The organism is Pseudoalteromonas piscicida (genome assembly GCF_002744175.1).
GTDB classification, from domain to species: domain Bacteria; phylum Pseudomonadota; class Gammaproteobacteria; order Enterobacterales; family Alteromonadaceae; genus Pseudoalteromonas; species Pseudoalteromonas piscicida_B.
This window is the reverse complement of record NZ_NKHF01000025.1, coordinates 57,073-80,877: the sequence shown is the minus strand read 5'-3', so window position 1 is coordinate 80,877 and position 23,805 is coordinate 57,073. Positions and strand designations below refer to the sequence as shown.

Genomic DNA, 23,805 nt, shown 5'->3' with positions numbered 1-23,805 from the left:
CCCAAAAAAAAGCGATGTGGAACAGCAACTGCCTTAACTCTGCGTTTTGGTGTAGTTAAAAACGTGAGCCGCAGCAAAGTTAGAAAGCCTCATAAAGCCGCTATCTCTCCTCTTACCACGCCGTTGATTAATAAGTGCATTGTGCAATGAGCTGGGGTGAGTTCCACTAAGCAGTTAGCGCTTAAATTTGGTTTCTAAAATTACCGACGAATTAGTTCGCTCAATTCCCTCTAGATTACCAATTTCGTCTAACAGGTGACTTAACTGCTCCAAGCTCTGTGCCTCCACAATGGCAATAAGATCATACTCACCACTTATCGCATACAGTGCTGAGACATTTGGCAATTGTTGCAGTGCTAAATTTGCCTTTGTTGTGAGCTTTTGCTTTACCTTAATAGAGACATGCGCAGACACCAAGTCATCCATATATTGCTCTGCGAACTCAACACGATAGCCCTTAATTACGCCGTTTTGTTCTAACTTTGCGATGCGATTTTGTACCGTAGTTCTTGAAAGATCTAATTTGCGAGCCAATTCGGAGATACTCTCCCGTGCATTATTTCGCAACAGTGCGATAAGTTTTTCGTCTTGTAAACTAATCATTTTGCAATTTAACCATGTTAATTTGACATAAATGATATCAAATATGTGAATTATTGCACTGCAAATTATTATAAAAGCGCGTAATAATGAATAAATAGCAAGTTGACTGTAAGCAGATTAATCCTTGAACAACTTCTGTCTTACAGCAGTACCGCACAATGATAAAAATTTAGGAGAAAGCGTCATGCAAGCAAATCGCGAATTATTCGATGAAGTCATGGTTCCAAACTACAACCCGTCAGCCGTTATTCCAGTTAAAGGTGAAGGTTCTCGCGTTTGGGATCAGACAGGTAAAGAGTTCATCGATTTTGCAGGTGGTATCGCAGTAAACTGTCTTGGCCATTGCCACCCGGCGCTTGTCTCAGCATTAAAAGAGCAAGGCGAGAAGATTTGGCATTTATCTAATGTAATGACAAATGAGCCGGCATTGCGTCTAGCTAAGAAATTAACCGATGCGACATTTGCGGACAAAGTATACTTCGCAAACTCTGGCGCTGAAGCAAACGAAGCAGCTCTTAAACTTGCTCGTCGCTGGGCATTAGATAAGTTCGGTGCAGAAAAGTCTCAAATCATTGCATTTAACAAAGGCTTCCACGGTCGTACTTTCTTCACAGTGACCGTGGGTGGTCAAGCTGCCTATTCAGATGGGTTTGGTCCAAAACCTGCTGATATCACGCATGTAGATTACAACGACTTAGCTGCATTTGAAAAAACAATCTCAGACAATACCTGTGCAGTCATGATGGAACCACTTCAAGGTGAAGGCGGGATCATTTCACCAAACGCAGAGTTTGTCCAAGCTGTACGCGAGTTATGCGACAAGCACAATGCCCTACTTATTTTTGATGAAGTACAAACAGGTGTTGGCCGTACTGGCGATTTATACGCTTACCAGGGCTTAGGTGTGACCCCTGATATTTTAACTAGCGCAAAGGCACTTGGCGGCGGTTTCCCAATTGGTGCAATGCTAACAACTACTGAAATTGCAACTCATCTTAAAGTCGGCACACATGGCTCAACATACGGTGGTAACCCGCTGGCGTGCGCGGTAGCGGAAGCTGCATTTGACACGGTAAATACAGAGGCGGTTTTAGCTGGCGTAAAAGCAAAAGAGCAGCTATTCAGAGATGGTCTAAATGCCATCAACGACAAATACAAGGTATTCTCTGAAGTACGTGGTAAGGGTCTGCTACTTGGTGCAGTATTGAACGACAAATTCGAAGGCCGCGCCCGTGATTTTCTAGTGGCAAGTGCAGAACACGGCTTAATGTCTTTGGTCGCAGGCACTAACGTTGTTCGTTTCACGCCTTCTCTTGTGATCACAGATGAAGAGATCCAAGAAGGTCTAGCACGCTTTGAAAAAGCAGTTGCTGCAGTAGTAAACGGCTAAGGAGCTGGGGGCTTAGGCCTCCTCTTTTCCATGTTAGTATTAAGACCAATACAAAAAACTGACTTTGACGCACTAAAAATGATTGCGATTGAATCCGGTCATGGGTTTACCTCATTGCCGGTCGACGACGAACTGTTGTCAAACAAAATTGATCGCTCAGTTGATAGCTTTACAAAGTCAGTCAAAAAACCCTATGACGAAGGCTATTTATTCGTCCTTGAAGACACCCAATCGGGAGAAATCATTGGCACCACGGCAATAGAAGCCGCCGTTGGCATGTCTGTGCCGCTATATCATTATCACCTTGGCAAAACCGTACATCATTCTAGAACACTCGGGGTGTACAATACGGTTGATATTTTGTCCATGTGTAACGACTATACTGGCAGCTCTGAGATCTGCACCTTATTTTTACGTGAAGGTCGCCGTCAAGGTTTGGCTGGTCGCTTTTTGTCTCGTAGCCGCTTTTTGTTTATGGCTGAACATGCAGAGCGTTTCAGCGATACCGTTATTGCAGAAATGCGTGGCGTGAGCGACGAACATGGTCATTCACCATTTTGGCAATGGTTACAAGAGCACTTTTTTAGTATCGAGTTTCCGCAAGCAGATCACTTGGTAGGTCTCGGGGATAAAGTTTTTATTTGTGAACTTATGCCCAAGTATCCCATCTATGCAAATTTACTAAGTCCAGAAGCACAAGCCGTTATTGGTCATGTGCACGAGAAAACCAAGCCTGCTCTGCGTTTATTACAAAAAGAAGGGTTTGAACACCGAGGCTACGTGGATTTATTTGACGCAGGCCCAACAGTTGAAGCCAAACTCGATAATATTCGAACGGTGAGAGAGTCATTTAAAGGTGAAGTAGAAATAGTCACTTCTGTAGCCAATAATCTGCCGAGTCTTGCTATCTCTAATGGTCGATTAGAGGCGTTTAAAGCCACCTTTACCGATCAGGCATACCTCTGCGAAGCTGAGGAAAAAATTCAGCTAACTGCAGAAGTTGCCAAAGCGCTAGACGTCACTCAAGGTGAGTTAATAAGCGCATTTAAGTTATAAATTTCATGTCGTGCTAATACCAATTGGTATAACGTTAACAAACTGTCACCAAGACAAAAAATTAGGAAACCATTATGCACAACAACGTAGATACATTATTTGAACACCTGTGGGACAACTATTTAGAAGTAACACCGTCTGCAGTTAAAGTTCACGAATTACTGGGTTCAACGCAAAAAGATGACGTGATCAACGACCACATCGCATTGCGTACTTTTAACCTTGAAAAAGTAGGTCTAGAAAAGCTTGCTGCACACTTTAAAGCGGTTGGTTATAAAGAGTGCGGTGAATACCACTTTGAAGCAAAGAAACTATACGCTAAGCACTTTGAGCATCAAGACCCAACAAAGCCAAAAGTATTTATCTCTGAGCTATTAGTTGAGCAATGTTCAGAAGAGCTACAAACCATCGTTAAAGAAATGGTTGAGCAAATCGATGCCTCAGCGGTAACCGCAGAAGACTTCCTGTACTCAGGTACTCACTGGAATGTATCTCACGAAACATACAAAAAGCTACTGGCCGAAAGCGAATATGCAGCTTGGATGTCAGCGTGGGGTTACCGCGCTAACCACTTCACGGTAAGCATCAATTACCTCAAAAACTTCACCACTATTGAAGCCGTAAACCAAGCACTTAAAGACAATGGTTTTGAGTTAAACACCTCCGGCGGCGAGATCAAAGGCTCTCCAGAAGTATTGCTTGAGCAATCTTCAACACTAGCCGATCACCAAACTGTGAAGTTCAGCGACGGTGAATTCAGTATTCCAAGCTGTTTTTATGAATTTGCACTGCGCTACGCAAAACCAGACGGTGAAATCTACACTGGTTTTGTTGCAGCCTCTGCTGACAAGATTTTTGAAAGTACTAACGCAAGATAGTCTCAAAAAATCAGTGCTTGCCTAAGCACTCTGCCCAAATTGCAAAGCAGCCTTACTGGCTGCTTTTTACGTTAATTTCTTCACACACTTGTGGCAATATCTCATCAGTTAGGCCGGCAGGCAATTGGGTTAGTGCAGGCGTGGCCAAACTGGATACATTTTTGCCCGCAATAATATTGTCTATCCAATCAGCGAAATAAGAAACGCGACTGTATACTTCCGTCACACCGTAGCGACCAATTCTCCCGCCCGCTACTCTAGAGCTGACTCCAACCACAATACCTTGACCATCTTTGTGTTGATAGGCTGGACCACCGCTATCTCCTCCACCCGACACTCCTTCCAAAGGCAGTGCCTTGTCACCGCGGTCAAAGCTAAATTTAATAAGCGGGCCTTGGGCTAGTATCACGGTATTTTCAGCCCGTCGCATTTGGCCTCGGTTAGCCAAGTTGTCAATCGTTTGCCCAGTTATACCGTTACCTGTCCCTCCTATACCAATAAACCATAGTACTTTATCAAGCTCATCTGTTTCACGGTTAATCTTGAAAGGCTTAACATCGCTTACAGCTTGCTTGAGTTTGATAAGTGCAATATCGTGGCTTTGCCCTGGTATATAACCTGAGTGAACAAATACTTGCTCAATCAAGGTAGGGGTATTATTGATGAGTATTGTCGAATTTGGCTGAAGGCAAAATGTTGCATGGGCGACTGTTAAGACCCACTTTGAGTCAATTAATGTACCATGACCACCATCAATATAAAAAGTTGCTAACTGAGGCAACACATTGCTCGACACCTTGTACTTGGCGTCATCGACGTCATGGCGGATAACAATGCTATTTGAGTTAAATGAAATACCTAATATTATTAAAAACCAAAACCGCATTATCAGCTTCCTTGAACTAGTTTTCCTGCCATTCAAACGTTAACATCCCAACTATTAGTTTATTATCATGGCGTTAAGTAAAAATAAAGCTAATTTTGTCTGTAGTGTTTCACACTAAACTAAATGCCATTTAATATCGCTGATTGAGCAGTAGATAGCAAATTCAAAACCCAGTCACAGAATTAAATTTGTAAGGTTGCTTATTGCACTAATACAAGCTAGTGATGCTTCTGCCTATCAATTTTAGCTCAATTACAGAGCTAACTAATTATCATCACATCTAACACCCTAAAAGTCAGCGTTTATTCAAGCTACTTACTTTATACTGTGGCAATTTTGATTTCGCCTGTGCGCTTGATATGCTTTAGCAGCACTAAGGACAAATAAGTAACATACGGAAAGTCACCACATGGAAAATAAACGGATACATTCACTCTCCCACTTTGCCAACATTAACCGGCGCAATATTCTCGCCAATCAATATACCACAGCTCCAAATCTCGCATTACTGTGTTTGGTGATGACTGGGTGTGACGACCTTGGCCGACAAATAGACGCGCTTACTGGCGAGCAAGACAAGCAAGTGCAAGCTCTTATTGAGCGCACAAAAGCCCAAATGGTATTTGTTGAAGGCGGCAGCTTTATGATGGGCGATGGCGGAGGCCCTAATAACTTGCCTTGGACCATAGCCCGTGACAATAAACCCGCTCATAAGGTGACCCTTACCAGCTATTCGATGGGCGCTTATGAGGTAAGCTATGGCGATTTTGATTTATATACCGCAGTAAACGACCTACCAAAAACCATGTGGACAAAATGGGATAAAGATGAAATTTGGCGCGCGCCTGAATTTCCTGCGGGAGTGAGTTGGTATGGTGCTAAGAACTATTGTTTATGGCTGGCAAAACTCACACAACTCCCAATTGATTTACCAACAGAAGCACAATGGGAATTTCCAGCACGAAACCGTGGCGAGAATATTCTTTTTGCCACAGATAACGGGCGGATAGAAGAAGGCCGGAATTATGAACTAAATACTGATTATGCGGAGCCTTCTGGCACATACCCCGCTAACCCATTAGGATTTTATGATTTAAGCGGCAATATGATTGAGTGGGTCAATGACTGGTGGGCTGAAGATTATTATCAACACTCCCCAGAACAGGATCCTAAAGGGCCAAAAGAAGGCACAAAAAAAGTCATGCGAGGAGGAAGATTTTTAGAGTCTCCTCGCGGTAGTAATGTATATACACGGCAAGAGTCAGATGAGCTTGATGAAGCGTATCGTGCTAAAGGATTTCGCTGCGCGCTAAATCTAGCGAAGTCACTTCCAGTTCAATCAGTTAACTAGTGCATTGCCATAGTAAAAGTCAGCGTTTATTCAAACTGCTTACTTTATGCTGTGGCAATTTTGATTTCGCCTGTGCGCTTGGTATGCTTGAGCAGTACTAAGGATAAATAAGTAACATACGGAAAGTCACCACATGGAAAATAAACGGATAGTTTCACTCTCCCACTTTGCCAAGATTAACTGGCGCTGTAATCCCGCCAAAAAATATATCACAGCTCTAAGTCCCCCATTACTGTGTGTGGTAATAACAGGGTGTGACGACCTTGGCCAACAAATAGACGCGCTTACTGGCGAGCAAGACAAGCAAGTGCAAGCTCTTATTGAGCGCACAAAAGCCCAAATGATATTTGTTGAAGGCGGCAGCTTTATGATGGGCGATGGCGGAGGCCCTAATAACTTGCCTTGGACCATAGCCCGTGACAATAAACCCGCTCATAAGGTGACCCTTACCAGCTATTCGATGGGCGCTTATGAGGTAAGCTATGGCGATTTTGATTTATATACCGCAGTAAACGACCTGCCAAAAACCGTGTGGGAAGAATGGGATAAAAATGAAATTTGGCGTGCACCTGAATTCCCTGCGGGGGTGAGTTGGTACGGCGCAAAAAACTATTGCTTATGGCTCGCTGAGCTAACCCAACTCCCCTTTGATTTACCAACAGAAGCACAATGGGAATTTGCTGCACGAAACCGTGGCGAGAATATTTTGTTTGCCACTGATAGTGGGTGGATAGAAGAAGGCCGGAATTATGAACTAAATACTGATTATGCGGAACCTTCTGGCACATACCCCGCTAACCCATTGGGATTTTATGATTTAAGTGGAAACATGATTGAATGGGTCAATGACTGGTGGGCTGAGGATTACTATCAACACTCCCCAGAGCTGGATCCCAAAGGGCCAAAAGAAGGCACAAAAAAGGTCATGCGAGGCGGAACTTTTATGGAATCGCCACGTGGCAGTAATGTTTATACACGGCAAGAGTCAAATGAACTCGACACTAGCTACAGGGACATCGGGTTTAGATGCGCACTAAATCAACCTACACCACTAGACATGCAACCAAAGTAGCTAACTTTGGTTGCTATTACGCTGTTATGCCAGTGCTACAAATGGACTAATATTAAGCATTGCGACGGCAACCGAACCGGAACGTGCTCGGCTTGGTAGTTGGCGCCGCCATGCATCAAACTCACGCTGCTGAGCACCTTCTAAGATACTATTCAGCTGAGATAAGCCCTCTTCTCGGCTACATTTTCCACCGCCTTCCCCCATATGCTGCAATACTTCATCTAGCTCTTCAGTGCAGAGAATATGCTTAAGCATAATAATAATAGCATTTTCACGCTGCTCATTTAACCCGGACCAACTATAGGCGTCAGAATCAAGTAAACTCGCTAAATTTGGATTAGCAAGTAAGTTTAGCATTGCCCCCTTAGCTTCAGGCACCGTAAATTTTAACATTTCGGGCTTTTGTAGAATATTATCCATCATATCTTTCGCACGTTCATGGATTAAAACAGTTCCTCGCCACCATGTATCGACTTGACGAACACTATAACCTATGAAATTAAAAATCTCATTTCCTGTTGCTATATGCATAGATACTGCTTTGTATAATACTTTAAAAGCATCTTCTTGGATAAATGCTAGGTAATCATAATCATTATTTTTAAGCTGGTGATATACGAACTGGGCAAGCGTGACGATTTCATCTACACCTATCTCACAGACTAACTCTCCGCCAGCACCTACGCCCCAGATAAGTCCCAATTTCGCACGAAGCATAAACCTTCCGTCTTCATAACCAATATAACATCCGGCACGTGCACCGGCGCCAAATGCGCCTTCTGCCTTTCCTCCTAGTTTAGCTAAATCACAAAAGCTAGACTTACCGGTTTTTTCTGGATTATCCCACTGCAAAGCACCGGTTAACTCGCATCCTGCGGATACCCCAGCAAATGCACTGAGCTCGCCTTTTACAGGTTCAAACTTGCGATCGGCGCGGCTGAGTGCTTTTACTTGTTCAGGGGTTAATCCCTCAAGCATCATTTTACCTTGCCTTACTGTACAGCCTATATTTGCCGCTGCCTGTAATTTCGCTCCCGCATAGCCAAAAAGGGCAATGGTCGCATTTAATCGGATCGCACCTAAGTTTATCTCCCGCTCTTTAGCCGTATTTTTAAGCGGCATCATAAACCTAAACTCATACCCCTTTTTATTGGGGAAGTAACCACTGATTGCAGCTTTTGCTTCACCAACTGCAAAATCGACTTTGCCATCAGCTTGAAATGAAAAGACACCATCTTTTGGGCTAAAGTTTGCCGCAATGCCTGCACCATGGGTGTAGCGCATTAATCGCGCCTCTGCACTGGCGTCAAAATAGTCGCTTTTTTCAAACCTTGTTATCTTTAGATCTTTATTAAGCTCCCTAGCCCATTCGCCCCATATGGTTGTATACGTGTCGACAAGCTTCTTATCAAACTTAAAATTGACCTTTAGCTTACTCAAATCATTTTTAAGCGCTTTGTTCAGTTTGCTACGGTCTAAGTTGCCATTCGCATCGCTAAAACGACGGCCGTTTCGAATGTCCGTATCAATTTTGTAGCGTCTTGTATGATTGGCGATTTTATCACTGCGCACATAGGTATACTTTCGACCTTTAAAGCCAATGACTTCGGTAATTTTATTAGCGGTGGGGCCTGAAACAAGTGGCTTTAGGGTTTCGTTTAACGCCTTTTTTGCGTCGATTACTTGATCATCTTGTTTTGAGAGGTCTTGTTGCCCAGCCAGCGCCTGCTTAAGCTGCTCCAAGGGAGGGTTAAGCACTTCCATTTCTTGCTCTAAAATATCGGCAAGTGACTGAGTAACCGCAATAAAACTGTTATCTTCTGGAATATATATAAAATCAATAATTTCCTGTTGGTCTTCTGATTCTGCAACGGAAAAGCTCACCGAGTGCGTTGCGCCTCCGGCTTCAGCTGTTATTGTGTACTCCCCTGCTACAAGCGGTAGCGCCAACTCCCAATCGTAACCTCTGTCTGGTAGATACTCGCCATTAACTTGTTCCAATATGGCTGATTTTGAACCAGATGTTGGCCCTTTCCAGATTATGTTCACACTATTACTATTATAAAATTGCCCCTTAACCAATACGTCAAAGCCGGTATTCACCCTAACTTCATCACCCGCTTTAGGAGGATTTTTTATAGTAAACTGGGGATGGTTGAAGCCATATATAAGGCTTTCATTTGGTGTGCCAGTGTACTGCTCAACAACACTGGCGGCGGTTTCTCCCGGCCCTAATACATGATTTGCAAAACGTCTTTTAGTGGTTTGGTTTTGCTCTAGCTTTACGATTTGATCTGGATTAGGTTGACCAATAATAACGGATGGCGCAATGGTATCTATGGGCTGTGTTGTGTTTTTTAGCTTAGTAGCTGTATTTTTGTTACTAGTGTTATTGTTACTTTGACGGCTTCCATTACGGCCAATCGAGCCGATATCTCCACCTGAGAAAGCGTTACCGCCACCAGAACCGAACTGCTCCTCCATTTTGGTCTCTAGCGCTGACTTTTTAATAAATGCAAAAACCTGCTTTATATTAGCTTGAGAAACCGTTTTGAGACGCTGCGCGCGGTTATTCGAAATAACAAATAGTTGCCTATCGTCGTGGTGATGTAACCCACCATGCCAGTAACGAGCTTCTGTCGGGTCAATACGAATATAGTCAGAGTAATGGGGGTTAAGTGCCTTAAGAACGATGTTGGGCACTTTGGTCATCGCCAACGTGGTTGGTTGCCGAGCGTTTTTTAATTTTGAGTCTGACGGAAAAGGTAAATCATCTGTAGCGCCTTGCTGTACATCGTGTACAAGCATAGGTAACTTGTCAAAAGGCTTCATGCCTATTCTTCCTTGCTTTATCCTAATATCACTCATCGACGTCTTACAACTCATCAATGAGCACGAAACGAGATCAAGGAGAGATTTTATACCGATAACACCTTTCATTCAATGAGCCGCTAAGCTTTGCTCGTCGCCTTTTGTATATTACCGTTCTTAAAATATAAGCTAATACTGTTACAACAAATTCGCATTTTTTGACCAAAAACAAGCCAAACTTTCTGCTTTGGTTTAAATTACAGACAGTGTTTGACATATTTTTGTCAAACCATCCCTGTAGAGTGCATGCTAGGTTACTCTATATCACGCTCATGAGTTAGTTGGTGAGGCATCATATTTGGTGCTAATCCGAGTGCTAAAAATGCAGGGGTCAAATTAACCAAAGGGTATTGTAGGAGTTATCATGACCAGTTATGTATCTGAATTTAACACTCTCAATCGGGGCTTAAGTGTAAAGCCTCCGGTCACGCACCCCGCCATGGACTCAAAAAAGCACTATAAGCGTGAGTTAAAGTATTGGCAAACTCAATTGCAGCACGTGCAACAAGCTTATTTTCATCAAGGGAAGCGGGCTATTTTGGTATTTGAAGGGTGGGATGCTGCTGGTAAAGGTGGTGCTATCAGGCGCATGACTGAAAAGCTCGATCCGCGGGGCTTTAAGGTGTTTCCTATCGCCAAGCCCGACCCTGAAGAGCAAGGTCGGCACTACCTGTACCGTTTCCAAACTAAGCTGCCGCCGCTTGGCACGATGACCATTCTTGACCGCTCTTACTATGGTCGCGTATTGGTCGAACGAGTTGAAGGCTTTGCCAGTGAGCATGAGTGGCTGCGCGCCTACCAAGAAATCAATGAGTTTGAGCGCTTACTCGTAGACGATAACGTCCGAATTGTGAAAGTCTTTTTGCATATCAGCGAAGATGAGCAGTTAAAGCGTTTTACAGAGCGGTTAAACAATCCCTATAAACGTTGGAAACTGACAGAAGAAGATATTCGTAACCGCAAAAAACGCCAAGAATACGAGCAGGCTATTGATGATATGTTTGCAAAAACCGACACCAATTTAGCCCCTTGGCATGTCATTCTTGGCGAGCACAAATGGTATGCCCGTGTACAAGTACTTAAAACCGTAGTAAACGCACTTAGTGACGGGGTTGATATTAGCCCGCCACCTATCGATAAAGCGGTCGTCAAACTGGCTAAATCTCAATTGGGTATTGTTCAAAAGGAGGACTAATCCATGAATCGTCATGACTATCTTGCAGATTACTTTAACGAGCGTGAAGGTGTTCACGTTGACAGTGATTGCAGTAAATCCGACAAAATGCGACTCAGTCCACTGCGGTTTTTCCGTGGCAGCGCTGCGCTAATGTATAAAGACTTGCAAGCGCAGCAAATTGTCTTACCTGATGCCGCAACTACCCTGCCACTAACGTATGTAATGGGCGACTGTCACACCGGAAATTTTGGCTTTCATAGTGAAGAAGGCAGTCATGGTGATACCTTAATTTTCGAACCAAATGACTTCGATGACGCTTGTGTTGGGCATGCAGTGTGGGATTTATTTCGCTATTTAGTGAGTCTACCGCTGACACAGCTTGAAGGTGGTCGTATTCAAGAGCAAGCTCAAGATATTAAAGACCGCAGCAAACCTTTAGTGAGCAAAGAGCTGGTTGCACAAGCACAGCTGGACTTTTTATATAGCTACCTAAAGACTTGCCAGCTATCACTTGAATACAAAGTAGATAGCAATACCGGTTTAACTAAATTTGATAATAACCATATTCTCCATAAGCGTTGGCAAAAAGGCCTACAAAGAATGGCGGGCGGTGCGGCATTCACCATAAAGAGTACCCTAGCGAAAGAAATTGACCTCAGCATTAAGCCATTACGTTTTCGCGAGGACAAACTGAAGTTTAAGCAACTAGATCCCAATTTAAAAGAAAACCTTATTTATCACTTTGCGCCCTATGTTGATGATGAAATTTTAGATTGTGTTGAGCGTATCGACCAAGGCACAGGCTCATTGCATCTAAGCAGATATTATTTATTGGTTGGTCCAAACGTACAAAAACCCACTAAAGATATTTTGCCGCTGTGCCACATTGTTGAGATAAAACAACAGCAGCTCGCGTCACCTCTTGCATATTTTACCAACCTAAGCCCAATTAACCGCCTCGATCCCGCTCATTTAACGGTCAATAGTCAAAGAAAAATGCAACGTCGTACTGACCTTATTTTAGATAATGCCCTGTGGCAGGGCTGCCACTGGTTAGTGCGCTCACGCCATCATGCCCGAGTTGGTATTGACCCTGAAGACATAACGATCGGCAAGCGCGCTGCCACTAAGTCTGGCTTTAGCCAATATGCACAAGCCTGTGGTGAAGCACTCGCCCTTTCACATATGCGCGCCGATCGACGTTCTTTGCACTTTCAAGAACAAGCCGTCGCTATTCTACCTAACTTACTCGATGAATTAGTAAAAACAGCTAGCCACTACAGCGAACAAGTTATTGCAGACTGGCGCTGGTTTTGTGAACAAGGGCTGCGTTAACCTCAGCTACCTTCTATTTGTTTTTGTTTGGGAATATCAACAACTAGGCCATCTTGGGCAATAATAAGCTTGCCGCTGTAATAAAATGCAGCCTCTTCAACAAGTGGCTGCAGCATACCTTCGCCATGATAACGCACGCTAAAATGCGTAAGCGCTAGCATAGGCACCTGATGGGTTTGTGCAAATTGGGCGACGCGCTTGGCATCGCTATGGCCGGTATGAAAACCGACTCGATGCAGATCAGATGCCGTGAAGGTAGCTTCATGCACGAGCAAGTCCACACCTTGGATCGCCTGTGATAGTAACGCCGGCTTTTCGTTGTCACCACAAATTATTGCCACTCTAGGCTGCCAACTATAAAAACTGTAGTCGTCTGACTGTAACCACTGACCTTGGTATTGCACATCTTGGCCTTTTTGCAACAGGTTGTAGTGGCCGCCAGACGCGATGCCATCTTGCTGCAGTTTGGCTATTCTTAATTTACGTGGAATACACTTTTCGGTGAGTTTATAGCCAACACTGGGCACTCTGTGTTGCAGCGCTATGGTTTCGATGTCGCAACATTCAAGCGGTAACTTTTCGTTTATTTCTTCAAGGGCGATGGTTATTAAGTCAAAACTCAGTCTCACCTCAGTGAGTGTAAAACAGCTTTGTACAAACTGAATAACGGCACGCGGCGCAATTAACTTTAGCGGTGCTTTGCGCGCGTTCAACGCCATGGATGAAATTAGTCCGGGTAATCCATAGCAATGATCCCCATGAAGATGGGTGATGCAAATGGCCTCGAGGTGATACAAAGTTAACTCACTGTGGAGCAACGCATGTTGAGTCGCTTCGGCACAGTCTATCAATACCCACGCTTTGCTGTTTTCAAAGCTCACCGCCACAGCAGACATATTACGTTGTTTAGAGGGGCAACCTGAAGAGGTGCCAAGAAAATGTACTTTCACGCCAAAACCATTTACTTTTTTATTAGGTCTGTCATTGTAACGGATAAATAAAGTAATAGTGAAACGCGCGTGCTCGCCTTGCAACGTGATCTCTAAGGAGAAGATGATGAATTTAATACCTTCAGACAGCATGATTTTAGTGATTGATATTCAAGAGAAGTTTCGTCCACATATTGCTGAGTTTGCGGATATTGAAAGCCAAGTAAGTACTTTGCTGCAAGGGGCTAAGCACCTCTCCATCCCTACGATAGTCTTTGAGCAGTACCCAAAAGGTCTAGGTCATACAGCTCCGACCTTACTTGAGTTTGGTTTTCCCGTTATTGAAAAAACCGCCTTTAGTGCTTATCACGCTGAAGACTGTAAAGAAGTCATTCAGAGCCAACAACGAGACACTATCATTGTCGTTGGACTCGAAAGCCATATTTGCGTTCAGCAAACTGTTAATGACTTACTCGCAGACAACTTTGATGTAGTTGTGGTTGCCGATGGCATTTGCTCTCGAAACCCTAAACACACCGAGTGGGCTCTCATGCAGATGCAAGCCGACGGAGCTCGCTTTTTAGCCTTGGAGTCGATTTTGTTTCAATGGTTAAAATCGGCAAAGCACGAACAGTTTAAAGCAATTTCAGCACTAGTTAAGTGATCGGTTATCACCATAAAGGCGTAACCTAAATATCGAGGTGAATAATGAAAAATGAGTTAGACAGCAAATTCTTGTTAACGGTGTTTGAATACATCCAAAAGCATGGCGAAGTAACGGAAGAAGGTAAGCGCTACGAAGGCGTTACCGCGTTTGCCGATCCTGATGGCTATACCATTTATCTGCAAGGTAGCGGCGTTTTACTGCGTTCAGGGTTCCATAATACCTATCATTTGGATTACGAACACGACAAGCACAAAGACGACTTGCTTAAAAAGCTGGACTACATTTTTAAAGAGGCAAATGAGTAGCTTATATCCAAACACCAATCGAGGACGACGTGTCAGGCGTCCTCGCCCTGAAAGCAAACAAACCCGCGCATATATTGAAAAAGTAGTAGCAACGCTCCGAGCTGATCCCAGCAAGCTCAATATCATCAAACAAAACTGCGAGAACTACCGCCAACAAAGCTTTTTAAAGCGTGGCTTTTTACTCGCCATCGAACGCTTTGACTGGGTTTTTGCCGTCGACAACGACGTAGAGCGGATAGTGCAACAGATCCTCGCCGACGACTATATTGGTAAACGATTACGTCGCTACCCGCTATTATTTAAGGGCGTGCTAGATGATTAACCTAGTGTGGTTAAAACGAGATTTCCGTATTCAGGATCATCGCCCTCTCCATGAAGCTTGCCAAAATGGTAAGCCGATTCTCATTCTTTACGTTATTGAACCTGAATACTGGCAATTGCCCGATACTAGCGCAAGACAGTTTAAGTTTATCAAAGAGTCCTTGCTCAGCCTCAGTGAGCAATTACAACAGCTAGGTGGGACACTTACGGTTCGCAAAGGCGATGTGGTAACAATACTCGAAAAAATCCACCAACATGTGGCCATTTCAACCTTGTATAGTCATCAAGAAACTGGAAATACTTGGACATTTGAGCGTGATAAACGCGTTATTGCCTGGTGCAAAGCTAAACACGTTGGCTATCAAGAATATCGCCAACAAGCTGTGTTTAGAGGCAAAGTTAATAGAGATAAATGGCAAGAGCAGGCCGACGCCTGGCTACAAAGCGATTGTTTTCCTCCGCCGGCTAAAGTCAATGCGTTACTCCACCATCATAATGGGTTGGAGCTTTTGAACGACTATCCCGGTGATGATCACAATGTTGCCAGTAAGCCTCAAATCGGCGGTATTAAAGCTGCACAACAAACACTAAATAGCTTTTTTAACCACAGAATTAACAGCTACCTTTTTGGTATTTCAAGCCCGGTAAAGTCGGTGACCAGCAGCTCAAGGTTAAGCCCGTATCTGGCATATGGCGTACTGAGCCTTAAAGATGTATTGCAGCAAGCACAGGTTTTATCGGTTGAATCAAAGCGTAACAAAAGTGGGTTTTTATCACGGCTTTATTGGCACAGCCATTTTGTACAAAAACTCGAATCCGAGCCCAACTATGCAGAACAAGCCGTTCATGCCTCGCTGGTCGCCATGCGTGCTAGCGAATTTAATCCTGAACGCTTCGCGCTTTGGTCTGCTGGGCAAACTGGCGTGCCGTTTGTCGATGCCTGTATGCGGATGCTTATCGCCACAGGTTGGATTAATTTTCGTATGCGAGCAATGTTAATGGCGTTTTCAAGCTACCATCTATGGCTCGATTGGCAAAAACCAGCGGCTCGACTAGCCAATTTATTTATTGATTATGAACCGGGGATCCACTATCCACAAGTGCAGATGCAGTCTGGCACAACCGGGATCAATCCATTTCGTATTTATAACCCGGTCACGCAAGGACAAAAGTACGATCCAGATGGCCACTTTATTCGCCGTTACCTACCTGAACTTGATCATGTACCTTCGGGGTACATCCATACCCCATGGCTATATTCCGGCTTGAAAGCAGATGTATACTGCCCACCATCCATTTTACCAGATGATGCTGCTAGAGCCGCCCGTGAAAAGATTTCGCAGTTTTACAAACAGCACCTAGATAAAGACGAAACCGGACGAGTGATAGTGACACATGCTTCTAGACGGCGTTCTAACTCACGAAGAAAAAAACGAGCAAGCACTGACAAGCATCAGCTTAAGCTATTTTAGTTGATTTGTTTTTGCACAAATTATCTAATTTCACCCCAAAAACAGGACAAATAGCCGCTTTCGCATGATTTCATGTAAAAGAAATGCTAAGGTTGCCACATTTTTTGGAACTGAGAATTTAGCTATGTCAAATGCTGTAGAGACGCAAGCTGATAGTCAGAACCAACAGGGGCAAAAAGGCGGATTATTTAATCGTTTCTTAGCCACTGTTGAGTTCTTGGGGAATATGCTTCCTCATCCTATTACGTTGTTTGCATTATTTTGTATTGCCATTGTGGTATTTAGTGGTATTGCCGATTGGATGGGCCTATCTGCAATCGACCCTCGTCCTGAAGGCTCTGCAGGTCGTGATCCAGACGGTGTAATTGAAGTTGTCAGCCTCATGAGCGCCGAAGGCCTGCAACGTATTGTAACGGGCTTGGTGACTAACTTTACAGGCTTTGCGCCACTTGGCACGGTATTGGTTGCACTATTAGGTGTTAGTGTTGCTGAACACTCAGGCATGTTATCTGCTGCTATGCGTGGCATGGTAATGGGCGCCTCTAAACGCCTTGTTACCTTTATGGTTGTTTTTGCCGCGATTTTGTCCAATACCGCGTCTGAGTTGGGTTATGTTGTGCTTATTCCACTGGCGGCAATGATTTTCCATAGCCTAGGCAGACACCCTCTTGCAGGCCTAGCTGCAGCTTTTGCAGGGGTTTCAGGTGGCTATAGCGCCAACCTTTTACTTGGCACGATAGACCCACTGCTCGCCGGTATTACTACTCCAGCGGCACAGATGATCGACCCAAACTACCAAGTTGGACCGGAGGCAAACTGGTACTTCATGATGATATCGGTATTCCTAATTGCCATTGTTGGCACCTTGGTCACTGAAAAAATCGTTGAGCCACGCCTTGGAAAGTATGACCCGAAAGAAGCCAGTATTGATCTTAATGAAAACAACATAGAAAAGCTGACCGCAAAAGAAAAGTCAGGCCTACGTTGGGCGGGTGTGTCACTACTTGTTGTTAGTATTCTTCTTGCTTTAACTATCGTGCCAGAAGATGGTATTTTGCGTCATCCTGAAACGGGTGAAGTGGCTGGCTCACCGTTTTTGAAAGGTATCGTAGTATTTATCTTTGTTACCTTCGCCATCCCAGGTTTTGTGTATGGTCGCGTCGTTGGCACCATGAAAAATGACCGCGACATTATTGACGCCATGAGTAAAAGCATGAGCTCAATGGGCATGTATATTGTGTTGGTATTCTTCGCTGCACAATTTGTTGCCTTCTTTAAGTGGACAAACTTAGGTACGATTTTAGCCATAAATGGCGCGGCGCTGTTGCAAGCGCTAAATTTAACGGGTCCTGAGGTATTTGTGCTATTTATTCTGATGTGCGCATTAGTTAACTTAAGCTTAGGCTCTTCTTCAGCGCAATGGGCAGTGACTGCACCAATCTTTGTACCGATGCTGATGCTTATTGGCTATGCACCAGAAACTATCCAGGCTGCATACCGTATTGGTGACTCTGTGACTAACTTGATCACTCCAATGATGAGTTATTTTGGTTTAATCTTGGCAGTGGCCACCAAATATAAGAAAGATATGGGGATAGGCACACTAGTGGCAACCATGTTGCCTTATAGCATGTTCTTCTTTATTGGTTGGGTAGCCCTGTTCTATATCTGGGTATTTGGCTTTGGCCTACCGGTAGGTCCTAACTCGCCAATCTACTACAATCCGTAGTTAGTCACTACAGAATAATTTTCTAGATGCCAGCAATTGCTGGCATTTTTATTTGAGAAAACCTCAACCCTCACCTAAGGTTGAATAGGAGACAGACAAGAAGGAGCCGATTTTCTATACCAATTTCATTGAATGAATCAAATTGGTATTACATTAACTCACGGTATCGCTGCACTTTTCATCCTGTTTTCTTAGCGGTTGCTGTGACCTAACATTAGGTGAATTATGTATACACTCTTTTACTATCCACACAGCGCGAGCCTTGCCCCACATATTTTATTGGAGTTGATAGGTGAGCCATACCAACTTGAGCTTGTCGATATCAAAAAGAACGCCAATCACAGTGCGCAATATCTAAAATTAAGTCCTGCCGGACAAGTCCCTGCACTCGTTGATGATGGCTTTACCTTGTTTGAGAGTGCTGCCATTTCGCAGTATCTTGCTGAAAAGCATACAGACAAACAATTGCTTCCCACAGAGCTGAAACTCAAATCACAGTGTATTCAATGGATGTATTTTATGAATGCCTCTATCCACAGTGACTTATTGATGTACATTTACCCTGAAAGACACACACAAAGTGCCTTGATGTATGACGATTTGATCCGCTCACAACAAGGACGATTAGAACACGGGTTTGGCGTGATCAATCACCTCCTAGGTGACAATCACTACCTCCTTGCCAACCAGTTTACATTGTGTGATAGCTATTTATTTATGCTTTGTGAAAGCGCGAAGACGTTTTTAGAAAAAACGCCTTCTCTTAAGAACTTGCGCCGCTACTATCGTCAAATATCGGCAACGCCTGCTATTAATAAAGCGCTAGAGATGATGGAGTTTTAGACGGTTAACATTGATAAGTACAATACCGGTCAGCACGGCAACCACTCCCACTACTTTTTGTAGGTTAATGGGCGTTTGTGGCACACCAAAAAGACCAAGCTGACCTATAATCATGGCAACCACCATTTGACCACATAAGTAATATGCCATCAGGTTGCCAATGCCCATTTTGGGGATCAAAAAATAGCATAGCCCCACCCCCGTCGCACTTAGCACTCCACCTAAACACCATAGATACCAAGGCACGCTTTTAACTCTGAAGCCGCTGGCAGCGCGTTATCGGATACTCTAAAAGCGATAAAGGCATAACAAGCACTAACAGTAAAAGCCACTCCAGCTGCCAATATCGGACTTTTTAATAATCCGCCAAGCTGAGCATTCATACTTGCCTGTACTGCAATTGCACCACCAGCAAAAACGGCTAATAAGGCAAAGATCATCGTTATACCTCGATATGGAGCAAATCTTTAGATTTTCTGACTTTACTTGTACCAGCATTAACATCACTACTGTCGCGAATACCAATTGGCACAATTAACACCGTCTTTAAGTTCAAAGGCGACAGCGCCAGCACTTCGTCATAAGCCGCTTTATCAATACCTGTCATTGGGCAGGCATCAATCTCCATACTTGCCGCTGCAAGCAACAATGTTCCCAGTGCTAGATGGGCTTGCTCGGAGCACCAATTATATTGAGACTCGCCGTCCAATGCCTTTAGCGCGTCTTTCATACCATGCTCCATTTGAGAATAGACAAGCTCATCAAGGTCTCGGTTCGCCTTAAAGTCTTGTATATAGCGCTCTATTTGGCTGGTTAACGGTGACATATCCGCGGCAAAGACCAACAAGTGGCTGTTATCCAGTACCTTCTGTTGTCCATACGAATGCGCTAACAAAGCTTGTTTTGTGGCTTGGTCAGATATCTGGATTACCTTATAAGGCTGCAAGCCAAACGCCGAAGCACTCAATCCCGTCAGTTCAATTAGCTTATCTACTTTGTCCTGAGCAATGCTTTGCTCAGAAAATTTACGTACGGCGTAACGCCAATTTAATAATGATTCTAGTTGTGTTGTGTGCATAAGTTGCTCTCCATTTTGTGTTAAAGCAACTTTATCAAGGGGAAAGGTTCGGCTCATTTACCTATGTAAACGAACCCGAACTTTTTAACGACTTTCTTATTCGACTTAATTGTGTTGGAGTGATCCCAAGATGCGAGGCCAAATGATACTGTGGCACCCGCTCAGCAAGCTCAGGCTGCTCTTTTAAAAAAGCCAGATAGCGTTCAGTTGCATCTAACTGCACCATATAAAGCTCTCGCTTATCTTTTTCTAGCAACCAGTTCTTTTCAAGGTAAAGAATTTGAAATCGCATTAATTCAGGATTGTCCATTAGCAGTGCTCTAAATTGCTTAAAATTAATTAGCACGACCTCACTCGGTTCTAAGGCTTGGATCCCCTGATTAGCGGGTTCAGCACGGTGCAAAGCATGCATCACTCCAGGGAATTCACCCGCAACAAAGAAACGTTTGTTGTACTCTTGCCCTGCTGCATTAGTGTTGACTAGCCGCACCAACCCTTGATGTAAAAATGCGAAAGTTGTTAGGTATTCACCCTCTTGATACAACCACTCGTCCTTGGCAAGTGATTTTATCGTGGTGATCGCCTCGATGGCAGACCAAGTCTCTTGTGACAGCGCATAGTAGCTGGCGACAGCTTGCTTTAATGTTGTTAATGCATTCATGAGTTCTAGCTTTATGATATTATTGGGAATAACTATTCCTATTTGCAGTGTCTATGTCAATCTCTAGCCATTACCAAACACAAATTGAATGTGGAAACCTTACTCCTGACTCAGCGCAGCAAGCTGCAATTTCAGCGTTAGATGCCCTTTCTCATTCACTCGCTATTGGTCACTCAAATAAAGGCATCTATTTTTATGGCCCAGTTGGGCGTGGCAAGACAATGCTAATGGATTGGTTCTATGGTTTTACTCAAGTTGAAAATAAAACACGCCTTCATTTTCATCATTTTATGCAACAGGTGCATAAAGAATTGAACCAAATTCAAGGAATAAGAGATCCACTAAATCACATTGCGCAAAACTGGGCGAAGCAAACTTCTCTGCTGTGTTTTGATGAATTTTTTGTCACCGATATCGGCGATGCCATCATTATGGCGAGATTGTTTGAGGCGCTATTTGAAGCTGGTGTAACCTTAGTTGCAACCTCAAATTGCCATCCAACCGAGTTATACAAAGACGGATTACATAGAGACCGCTTTGAACCAACCATCCACTTGCTTATGCGCCATTGTGAAGTTATATCTGTATGTGGTGAAACAGATCACCGCTTTAGCAAAGGCACAACAGCTCACCACTACTTCGTTAAAGATAAATCTGCGTTTTGGGAGGCATTTACCAAAGCGGATGGCGAATTTAAACCGACGGTATTAACCCTTAACAATCGTCAAGTGAATATGCTTGGTGGCGGTGACAACCTCGCTTGTTTTGATTTTATGGAGATCTGTTCGAGCCCTCGTGCTACCAATGACTATATTGAGCTTGCAAAGCAATTTAACTGTATTTTCATCTCAGAGTTACCGCTACTGGGAGTTACTCCTGAGCATAAAGATGTAGCCCAAGGAACAGAGGAAGGCTACATTCGCCCAAGTGATGCAACACAAACTAGAATTGGTGATGATGAGGCCAGACGCCTTATTGCGCTTATCGATGAATGTTACGAAGCCAAAGTACTGGTTGTATTTCTGGCAGATGCTCCCATTGAGCAAATCTACCAAGGCGAGCAATTGGCATTTGCTTTCGCTCGCTGCATTAGCCGAGTAACTGAAATGCAAAGTTGGCCTCTTAAAGCTTAAGCTTGTTGGCACGCTTTCTCGCTTTCAGTAATTTTAAAATTTACATTCTTCATTACCTACCTGTTCTATATTGAACTTAAAAAGTCACCTAGCGGCGCGGTTGGAAGAAAGCGAACAATAACCGCTTACTGCGAAACACTGCAAAAATGACGATGGACAAAGCTAACAAACGGCGAGAGCTTGTCGGCTTAGTAAGACGAACATGAGTAACTCGAAAATCTATAAATGGCGTTTTTACGTTGCTCTGTAGTGGCTGGAAAACAAGCTTTGATGTAAATTCACAACTAAAAGGTCCAAATCAAAAAACAATAAATTAAGGAAAATCATAATGAAAGCTAGATACGCACTACTGCCACTCATGCTGGTTTCAAGTATTTGCTCCGCAGAAGCACTAAGCGACAAGGTCAAGGCTTACTTCGACGCCCAAAAAGCCGTTGAACACCAATATTCAAAAGAGTCTGATGTCGTTCATCTACTAACGCTTTTAACGCCCGACGCCACATTTGAGCATCCTAGCTTCAATGCCGTGTTGTCAAAAGAAGAATACAAAAAAGGTTTGCTCAGCTATCTCGGCCAATACGGAAAGTGCGATATTCAAGTCACAAATATCATTGAAGGTCTTAATGCAGTGTCTGTTGAGTATTTACATCCTTGCGTTGATCAGCAAGGTAACACGGATGAAAAAGAAAATAAGCAAAAGCTTATGACACTGTTTGAGTTTAGCGGTGAAAAAATAAAGCGAATTCGTCACTATTTTTAAGTGGCATTAAATACTCAATAAATAGACCACCTTGATTACCTAAGTGGTCTATTTACGCATTTGGATTATTACTCACCAAGTAACTTTGTTAGTCTCTCTTTACGAGCAACAAAAACATCGTAGCCACCATCACCCTTCGATGATAATGCTAATGCCTTGTTTACTTGCTCTAACGATGCTTGGTATTGTTTGTCGGTTTCATAGCCATATGCTAAACCGTTGTAGGCATCAGCTGTATTGGGATAAAGGGAAACGCCATACTTAAACAGCTTAATGGCTTCTTTCACATTGCCCGCATTCACTTGGTAATAGCCAAGCCCTCGAACCACTGCTTCTTGCGGCTCAATAACTTCACCATATTGAGCAGACAGTTGTTGGTAATACTTGGTTATAGAGCTTAATTCTCCGGTATAAGCACGGGCAGGCATTTGAGTTGGCATAAACAGCTTTTGATACGCGCTAAAAATACCGGCAGCAGACACAAGCCCATGAGGTACATTGTCGTAAACATCACTGAAGAAGCGCAGTCCATTTGGTTGGTTATCAGCTAAAAACTGTGCCATGTCATCGTACCTTTCACGCATCACGCCGCCTTCATTACCGATGGCAATAAATAGGAAATTATCTAATTGTTTGGTTTTTGATATAAATGCTTTGGTACTTTTTGCTGTCGCGCCAAAGTTCCACCATACCGCTGGACTATAAGCGATATGCGCTTGAAATAGCTCGGGTTTAGCTTGTAATGCATAAAGGGCAAACGTACCTGCGGCAGATGCACCAGCAATCACTTTAAAGTCGTGAGTACGATACCCTTTGTTAACAAAAGGAATAAGCTCAGTCTCAATAAACTTTAAAAACGTTGCAGCGCCACCGCCTATATTCATCGGCCCAGCAGGCTCTTTGTTCTTTGTTGGATAGAGATCTCGTAACCGCTCAGTATTTTCAATTGCCACAATAATGACCTCTGGTGCCGCAGAAACGTTTGCTGTATGTAAACGCTCAAGCACCGTGCTCATAAGCGGAAGGTTCCCTTTACCATCCAAGCGATAAATCACAGGGTATTTTTTGTTGGGGTTGGTGTGATAGCTTTTCGGAAGCTGGATCGTAAAAGTGCGCGCTTCACCAAGTACTGTTGATGTCAAAGTTTTTGTGTGCTGCTCATATCCTTTATCTGCATTTTGAACGTCCTCTGCCATTACAGAGCACGATAATAAAGCAGCAAAAAACACCACGCTAAACCATTGGGTCGTTTTAGCAATTTTCATTTTTATTATTCCATTTGTATGAT

At 43.6% G+C, this 23,805-nt stretch carries 22 protein-coding genes and 1 pseudogene; 15 read left to right on the top strand and 8 right to left on the bottom strand.

The genetic code is table 11. From position 1 onward, the window contains the following. Positions 1-174 precede the first annotated feature (174 nt). Positions 175-603, bottom strand: coding sequence for an Lrp/AsnC family transcriptional regulator (locus tag CEX98_RS05765; protein WP_099641158.1), 429 nt, complete (start codon positions 601-603; stop codon positions 175-177). A 184-nt stretch (positions 604-787) separates the two neighbouring features. Between CEX98_RS05765 and CEX98_RS05760 the strand changes: the two genes are divergently transcribed. From CEX98_RS05760 to CEX98_RS05750, 3 genes are all read left to right on the top strand, one after another. Further along, the gene (locus CEX98_RS05760) at positions 788-1,993 is read left to right on the top strand and encodes an aspartate aminotransferase family protein (RefSeq protein WP_099641157.1); all 1,206 of its coding nucleotides are present in this window, start codon (positions 788-790) and stop codon (positions 1,991-1,993) included. A 30-nt stretch (positions 1,994-2,023) separates the two neighbouring features. Continuing rightward, positions 2,024-3,049, top strand: a complete 1,026-nt coding sequence (gene astA / locus CEX98_RS05755) for an arginine N-succinyltransferase (protein WP_099641156.1) — start codon at positions 2,024-2,026, stop codon at positions 3,047-3,049. Positions 3,050-3,123: 74 nt separating this feature from the next. Then, positions 3,124-3,927: a DUF1338 domain-containing protein gene (locus CEX98_RS05750; protein WP_099641155.1), complete on the top strand. Its 804-nt coding sequence runs from the start codon at positions 3,124-3,126 to the stop codon at positions 3,925-3,927. A gap of 52 nt (positions 3,928-3,979) precedes the next feature. Here CEX98_RS05750 and CEX98_RS05745 read toward each other — a convergent pair whose 3' ends face one another. Continuing rightward, positions 3,980-4,813 (bottom strand): trypsin-like serine protease, encoded by an 834-nt coding sequence (locus tag CEX98_RS05745; protein ID WP_099641154.1) that lies wholly within the window; start codon positions 4,811-4,813, stop codon positions 3,980-3,982. Positions 4,814-5,222: 409 nt separating this feature from the next. Here CEX98_RS05745 and CEX98_RS05740 point away from each other — a divergent pair, with 409 nt between their 5' ends. Both CEX98_RS05740 and CEX98_RS05735 read left to right on the top strand, forming a co-directional pair. Continuing rightward, the gene (locus CEX98_RS05740) at positions 5,223-6,164 is read left to right on the top strand and encodes a formylglycine-generating enzyme family protein (RefSeq protein ID WP_099641153.1); all 942 of its coding nucleotides are present in this window, start codon (positions 5,223-5,225) and stop codon (positions 6,162-6,164) included. 133 nt (positions 6,165-6,297) lie between these two features. Further along, positions 6,298-7,236 carry a formylglycine-generating enzyme family protein gene (locus CEX98_RS05735; protein ID WP_099641152.1) on the top strand — a complete coding sequence of 313 codons (939 nt, stop codon included), beginning with the start codon at positions 6,298-6,300 and terminating at the stop codon, positions 7,234-7,236. A gap of 24 nt (positions 7,237-7,260) precedes the next feature. Here CEX98_RS05735 and CEX98_RS05730 read toward each other — a convergent pair whose 3' ends face one another. Beyond that, complete coding sequence (locus CEX98_RS05730; RefSeq protein WP_099641151.1) at positions 7,261-10,068, bottom strand: hypothetical protein; 2,808 nt, start codon at positions 10,066-10,068, stop codon at positions 7,261-7,263. A 403-nt stretch (positions 10,069-10,471) separates the two neighbouring features. Between CEX98_RS05730 and CEX98_RS05725 the strand changes: the two genes are divergently transcribed. Together CEX98_RS05725 and CEX98_RS05720 are read left to right on the top strand one after the other, a co-directional pair. Beyond that, on the top strand, positions 10,472-11,302 hold the full coding sequence (locus CEX98_RS05725) for a polyphosphate kinase 2 family protein (protein WP_099641150.1): 831 nt from the start codon (positions 10,472-10,474) through the stop codon (positions 11,300-11,302). Between the two features lie 3 nt (positions 11,303-11,305). After that, positions 11,306-12,619 carry a DUF2252 family protein gene (locus tag CEX98_RS05720; RefSeq protein WP_099641149.1) on the top strand — a complete coding sequence of 438 codons (1,314 nt, stop codon included), beginning with the start codon at positions 11,306-11,308 and terminating at the stop codon, positions 12,617-12,619. A 2-nt stretch (positions 12,620-12,621) separates the two neighbouring features. Here CEX98_RS05720 and CEX98_RS05715 read toward each other — a convergent pair whose 3' ends face one another. Continuing rightward, positions 12,622-13,569: a ribonuclease Z gene (locus tag CEX98_RS05715; RefSeq protein ID WP_197707196.1), complete on the bottom strand. Its 948-nt coding sequence runs from the start codon at positions 13,567-13,569 to the stop codon at positions 12,622-12,624. A 103-nt stretch (positions 13,570-13,672) separates the two neighbouring features. Between CEX98_RS05715 and CEX98_RS05710 the strand changes: the two genes are divergently transcribed. From CEX98_RS05710 to CEX98_RS05685, 6 genes are all read left to right on the top strand, one after another. After that, a complete protein-coding gene (locus CEX98_RS05710) occupies positions 13,673-14,212 on the top strand; it encodes an isochorismatase family protein (protein WP_242441640.1) in 540 nt (179 codons plus the stop codon). A gap of 44 nt (positions 14,213-14,256) precedes the next feature. Then, positions 14,257-14,520 carry a DUF3081 family protein gene (locus tag CEX98_RS05705; protein ID WP_099641147.1) on the top strand — a complete coding sequence of 88 codons (264 nt, stop codon included), beginning with the start codon at positions 14,257-14,259 and terminating at the stop codon, positions 14,518-14,520. Next, positions 14,513-14,842, top strand: a complete 330-nt coding sequence (locus CEX98_RS05700; RefSeq protein ID WP_099641146.1) for a hypothetical protein — start codon at positions 14,513-14,515, stop codon at positions 14,840-14,842. Before CEX98_RS05705 ends, CEX98_RS05700 begins: the two co-directional genes overlap by 8 nt. Then, positions 14,835-16,313, top strand: a complete 1,479-nt coding sequence (locus tag CEX98_RS05695; RefSeq protein WP_099641145.1) for an FAD-binding domain-containing protein — start codon at positions 14,835-14,837, stop codon at positions 16,311-16,313. Before CEX98_RS05700 ends, CEX98_RS05695 begins: the two co-directional genes overlap by 8 nt. 124 nt (positions 16,314-16,437) lie before the next feature. After that, positions 16,438-18,042, top strand: a complete 1,605-nt coding sequence (locus tag CEX98_RS05690) for an AbgT family transporter (RefSeq protein ID WP_172439725.1) — start codon at positions 16,438-16,440, stop codon at positions 18,040-18,042. Positions 18,043-18,267: 225 nt separating this feature from the next. Continuing rightward, on the top strand, positions 18,268-18,885 hold the full coding sequence (locus CEX98_RS05685; RefSeq protein ID WP_099641143.1) for a glutathione S-transferase family protein: 618 nt from the start codon (positions 18,268-18,270) through the stop codon (positions 18,883-18,885). Here the strand turns inward: CEX98_RS05685 and CEX98_RS05680 are convergent. The 3 genes and pseudogenes from CEX98_RS05680 to CEX98_RS05670 all read right to left on the bottom strand — a co-directional run bounded on the left by CEX98_RS05680 (position 18,865) and on the right by CEX98_RS05670 (position 20,624). Next, positions 18,865-19,268, bottom strand: a pseudogene (locus tag CEX98_RS05680) (DMT family transporter). The gene CEX98_RS05685 and the pseudogene CEX98_RS05680 sit on opposite strands and share 21 nt — an antisense overlap. 59 nt (positions 19,269-19,327) lie before the next feature. Next, a complete protein-coding gene (locus tag CEX98_RS05675) occupies positions 19,328-19,963 on the bottom strand; it encodes a nitroreductase family protein (protein ID WP_099641198.1) in 636 nt (211 codons plus the stop codon). Between the two features lie 61 nt (positions 19,964-20,024). Then, the gene (locus CEX98_RS05670) at positions 20,025-20,624 is read right to left on the bottom strand and encodes a Crp/Fnr family transcriptional regulator (RefSeq protein ID WP_099641142.1); all 600 of its coding nucleotides are present in this window, start codon (positions 20,622-20,624) and stop codon (positions 20,025-20,027) included. A 53-nt stretch (positions 20,625-20,677) separates the two neighbouring features. Between CEX98_RS05670 and zapE the strand changes: the two genes are divergently transcribed. Continuing rightward, the gene (zapE, locus tag CEX98_RS05665) at positions 20,678-21,757 is read left to right on the top strand and encodes a cell division protein ZapE (protein WP_099641141.1); all 1,080 of its coding nucleotides are present in this window, start codon (positions 20,678-20,680) and stop codon (positions 21,755-21,757) included. A gap of 328 nt (positions 21,758-22,085) precedes the next feature. Further along, the gene (locus CEX98_RS05660; RefSeq protein WP_099641140.1) at positions 22,086-22,517 is read left to right on the top strand and encodes a nuclear transport factor 2 family protein; all 432 of its coding nucleotides are present in this window, start codon (positions 22,086-22,088) and stop codon (positions 22,515-22,517) included. A 68-nt stretch (positions 22,518-22,585) separates the two neighbouring features. Here CEX98_RS05660 and CEX98_RS05655 read toward each other — a convergent pair whose 3' ends face one another. Further along, entirely contained in the window at positions 22,586-23,782 is a 1,197-nt protein-coding gene (locus CEX98_RS05655) for an alpha/beta hydrolase-fold protein (protein WP_099641139.1), read from the bottom strand. Between the last annotated feature and the right edge of the window lie 23 nt (positions 23,783-23,805).

Coding starts and splice junctions, on each gene's coding strand:
- CEX98_RS05765 (WP_099641158.1), bottom strand. CDS start 603: ATGATTAGTTTACAAGACGAAAAACTTATCGCACTGTTGCGAAATAAT.
- CEX98_RS05760 (WP_099641157.1), top strand. CDS start 788: ATGCAAGCAAATCGCGAATTATTCGATGAAGTCATGGTTCCAAACTAC.
- astA (WP_099641156.1), top strand. CDS start 2,024: ATGTTAGTATTAAGACCAATACAAAAAACTGACTTTGACGCACTAAAA.
- CEX98_RS05750 (WP_099641155.1), top strand. CDS start 3,124: ATGCACAACAACGTAGATACATTATTTGAACACCTGTGGGACAACTAT.
- CEX98_RS05745 (WP_099641154.1), bottom strand. CDS start 4,813: ATGCGGTTTTGGTTTTTAATAATATTAGGTATTTCATTTAACTCAAAT.
- CEX98_RS05740 (WP_099641153.1), top strand. CDS start 5,223: ATGGAAAATAAACGGATACATTCACTCTCCCACTTTGCCAACATTAAC.
- CEX98_RS05735 (WP_099641152.1), top strand. CDS start 6,298: ATGGAAAATAAACGGATAGTTTCACTCTCCCACTTTGCCAAGATTAAC.
- CEX98_RS05730 (WP_099641151.1), bottom strand. CDS start 10,068: ATGAAGCCTTTTGACAAGTTACCTATGCTTGTACACGATGTACAGCAA.
- CEX98_RS05725 (WP_099641150.1), top strand. CDS start 10,472: ATGACCAGTTATGTATCTGAATTTAACACTCTCAATCGGGGCTTAAGT.
- CEX98_RS05720 (WP_099641149.1), top strand. CDS start 11,306: ATGAATCGTCATGACTATCTTGCAGATTACTTTAACGAGCGTGAAGGT.
- CEX98_RS05710 (WP_242441640.1), top strand. CDS start 13,673: ATGATGAATTTAATACCTTCAGACAGCATGATTTTAGTGATTGATATT.
- CEX98_RS05705 (WP_099641147.1), top strand. CDS start 14,257: ATGAAAAATGAGTTAGACAGCAAATTCTTGTTAACGGTGTTTGAATAC.
- CEX98_RS05700 (WP_099641146.1), top strand. CDS start 14,513: ATGAGTAGCTTATATCCAAACACCAATCGAGGACGACGTGTCAGGCGT.
- CEX98_RS05695 (WP_099641145.1), top strand. CDS start 14,835: ATGATTAACCTAGTGTGGTTAAAACGAGATTTCCGTATTCAGGATCAT.
- CEX98_RS05690 (WP_172439725.1), top strand. CDS start 16,438: ATGTCAAATGCTGTAGAGACGCAAGCTGATAGTCAGAACCAACAGGGG.
- CEX98_RS05685 (WP_099641143.1), top strand. CDS start 18,268: ATGTATACACTCTTTTACTATCCACACAGCGCGAGCCTTGCCCCACAT.
- CEX98_RS05675 (WP_099641198.1), bottom strand. CDS start 19,963: ATGCACACAACACAACTAGAATCATTATTAAATTGGCGTTACGCCGTA.
- CEX98_RS05670 (WP_099641142.1), bottom strand. CDS start 20,624: ATGAATGCATTAACAACATTAAAGCAAGCTGTCGCCAGCTACTATGCG.
- zapE (WP_099641141.1), top strand. CDS start 20,678: ATGTCAATCTCTAGCCATTACCAAACACAAATTGAATGTGGAAACCTT.
- CEX98_RS05660 (WP_099641140.1), top strand. CDS start 22,086: ATGAAAGCTAGATACGCACTACTGCCACTCATGCTGGTTTCAAGTATT.
- CEX98_RS05655 (WP_099641139.1), bottom strand. CDS start 23,782: ATGAAAATTGCTAAAACGACCCAATGGTTTAGCGTGGTGTTTTTTGCT.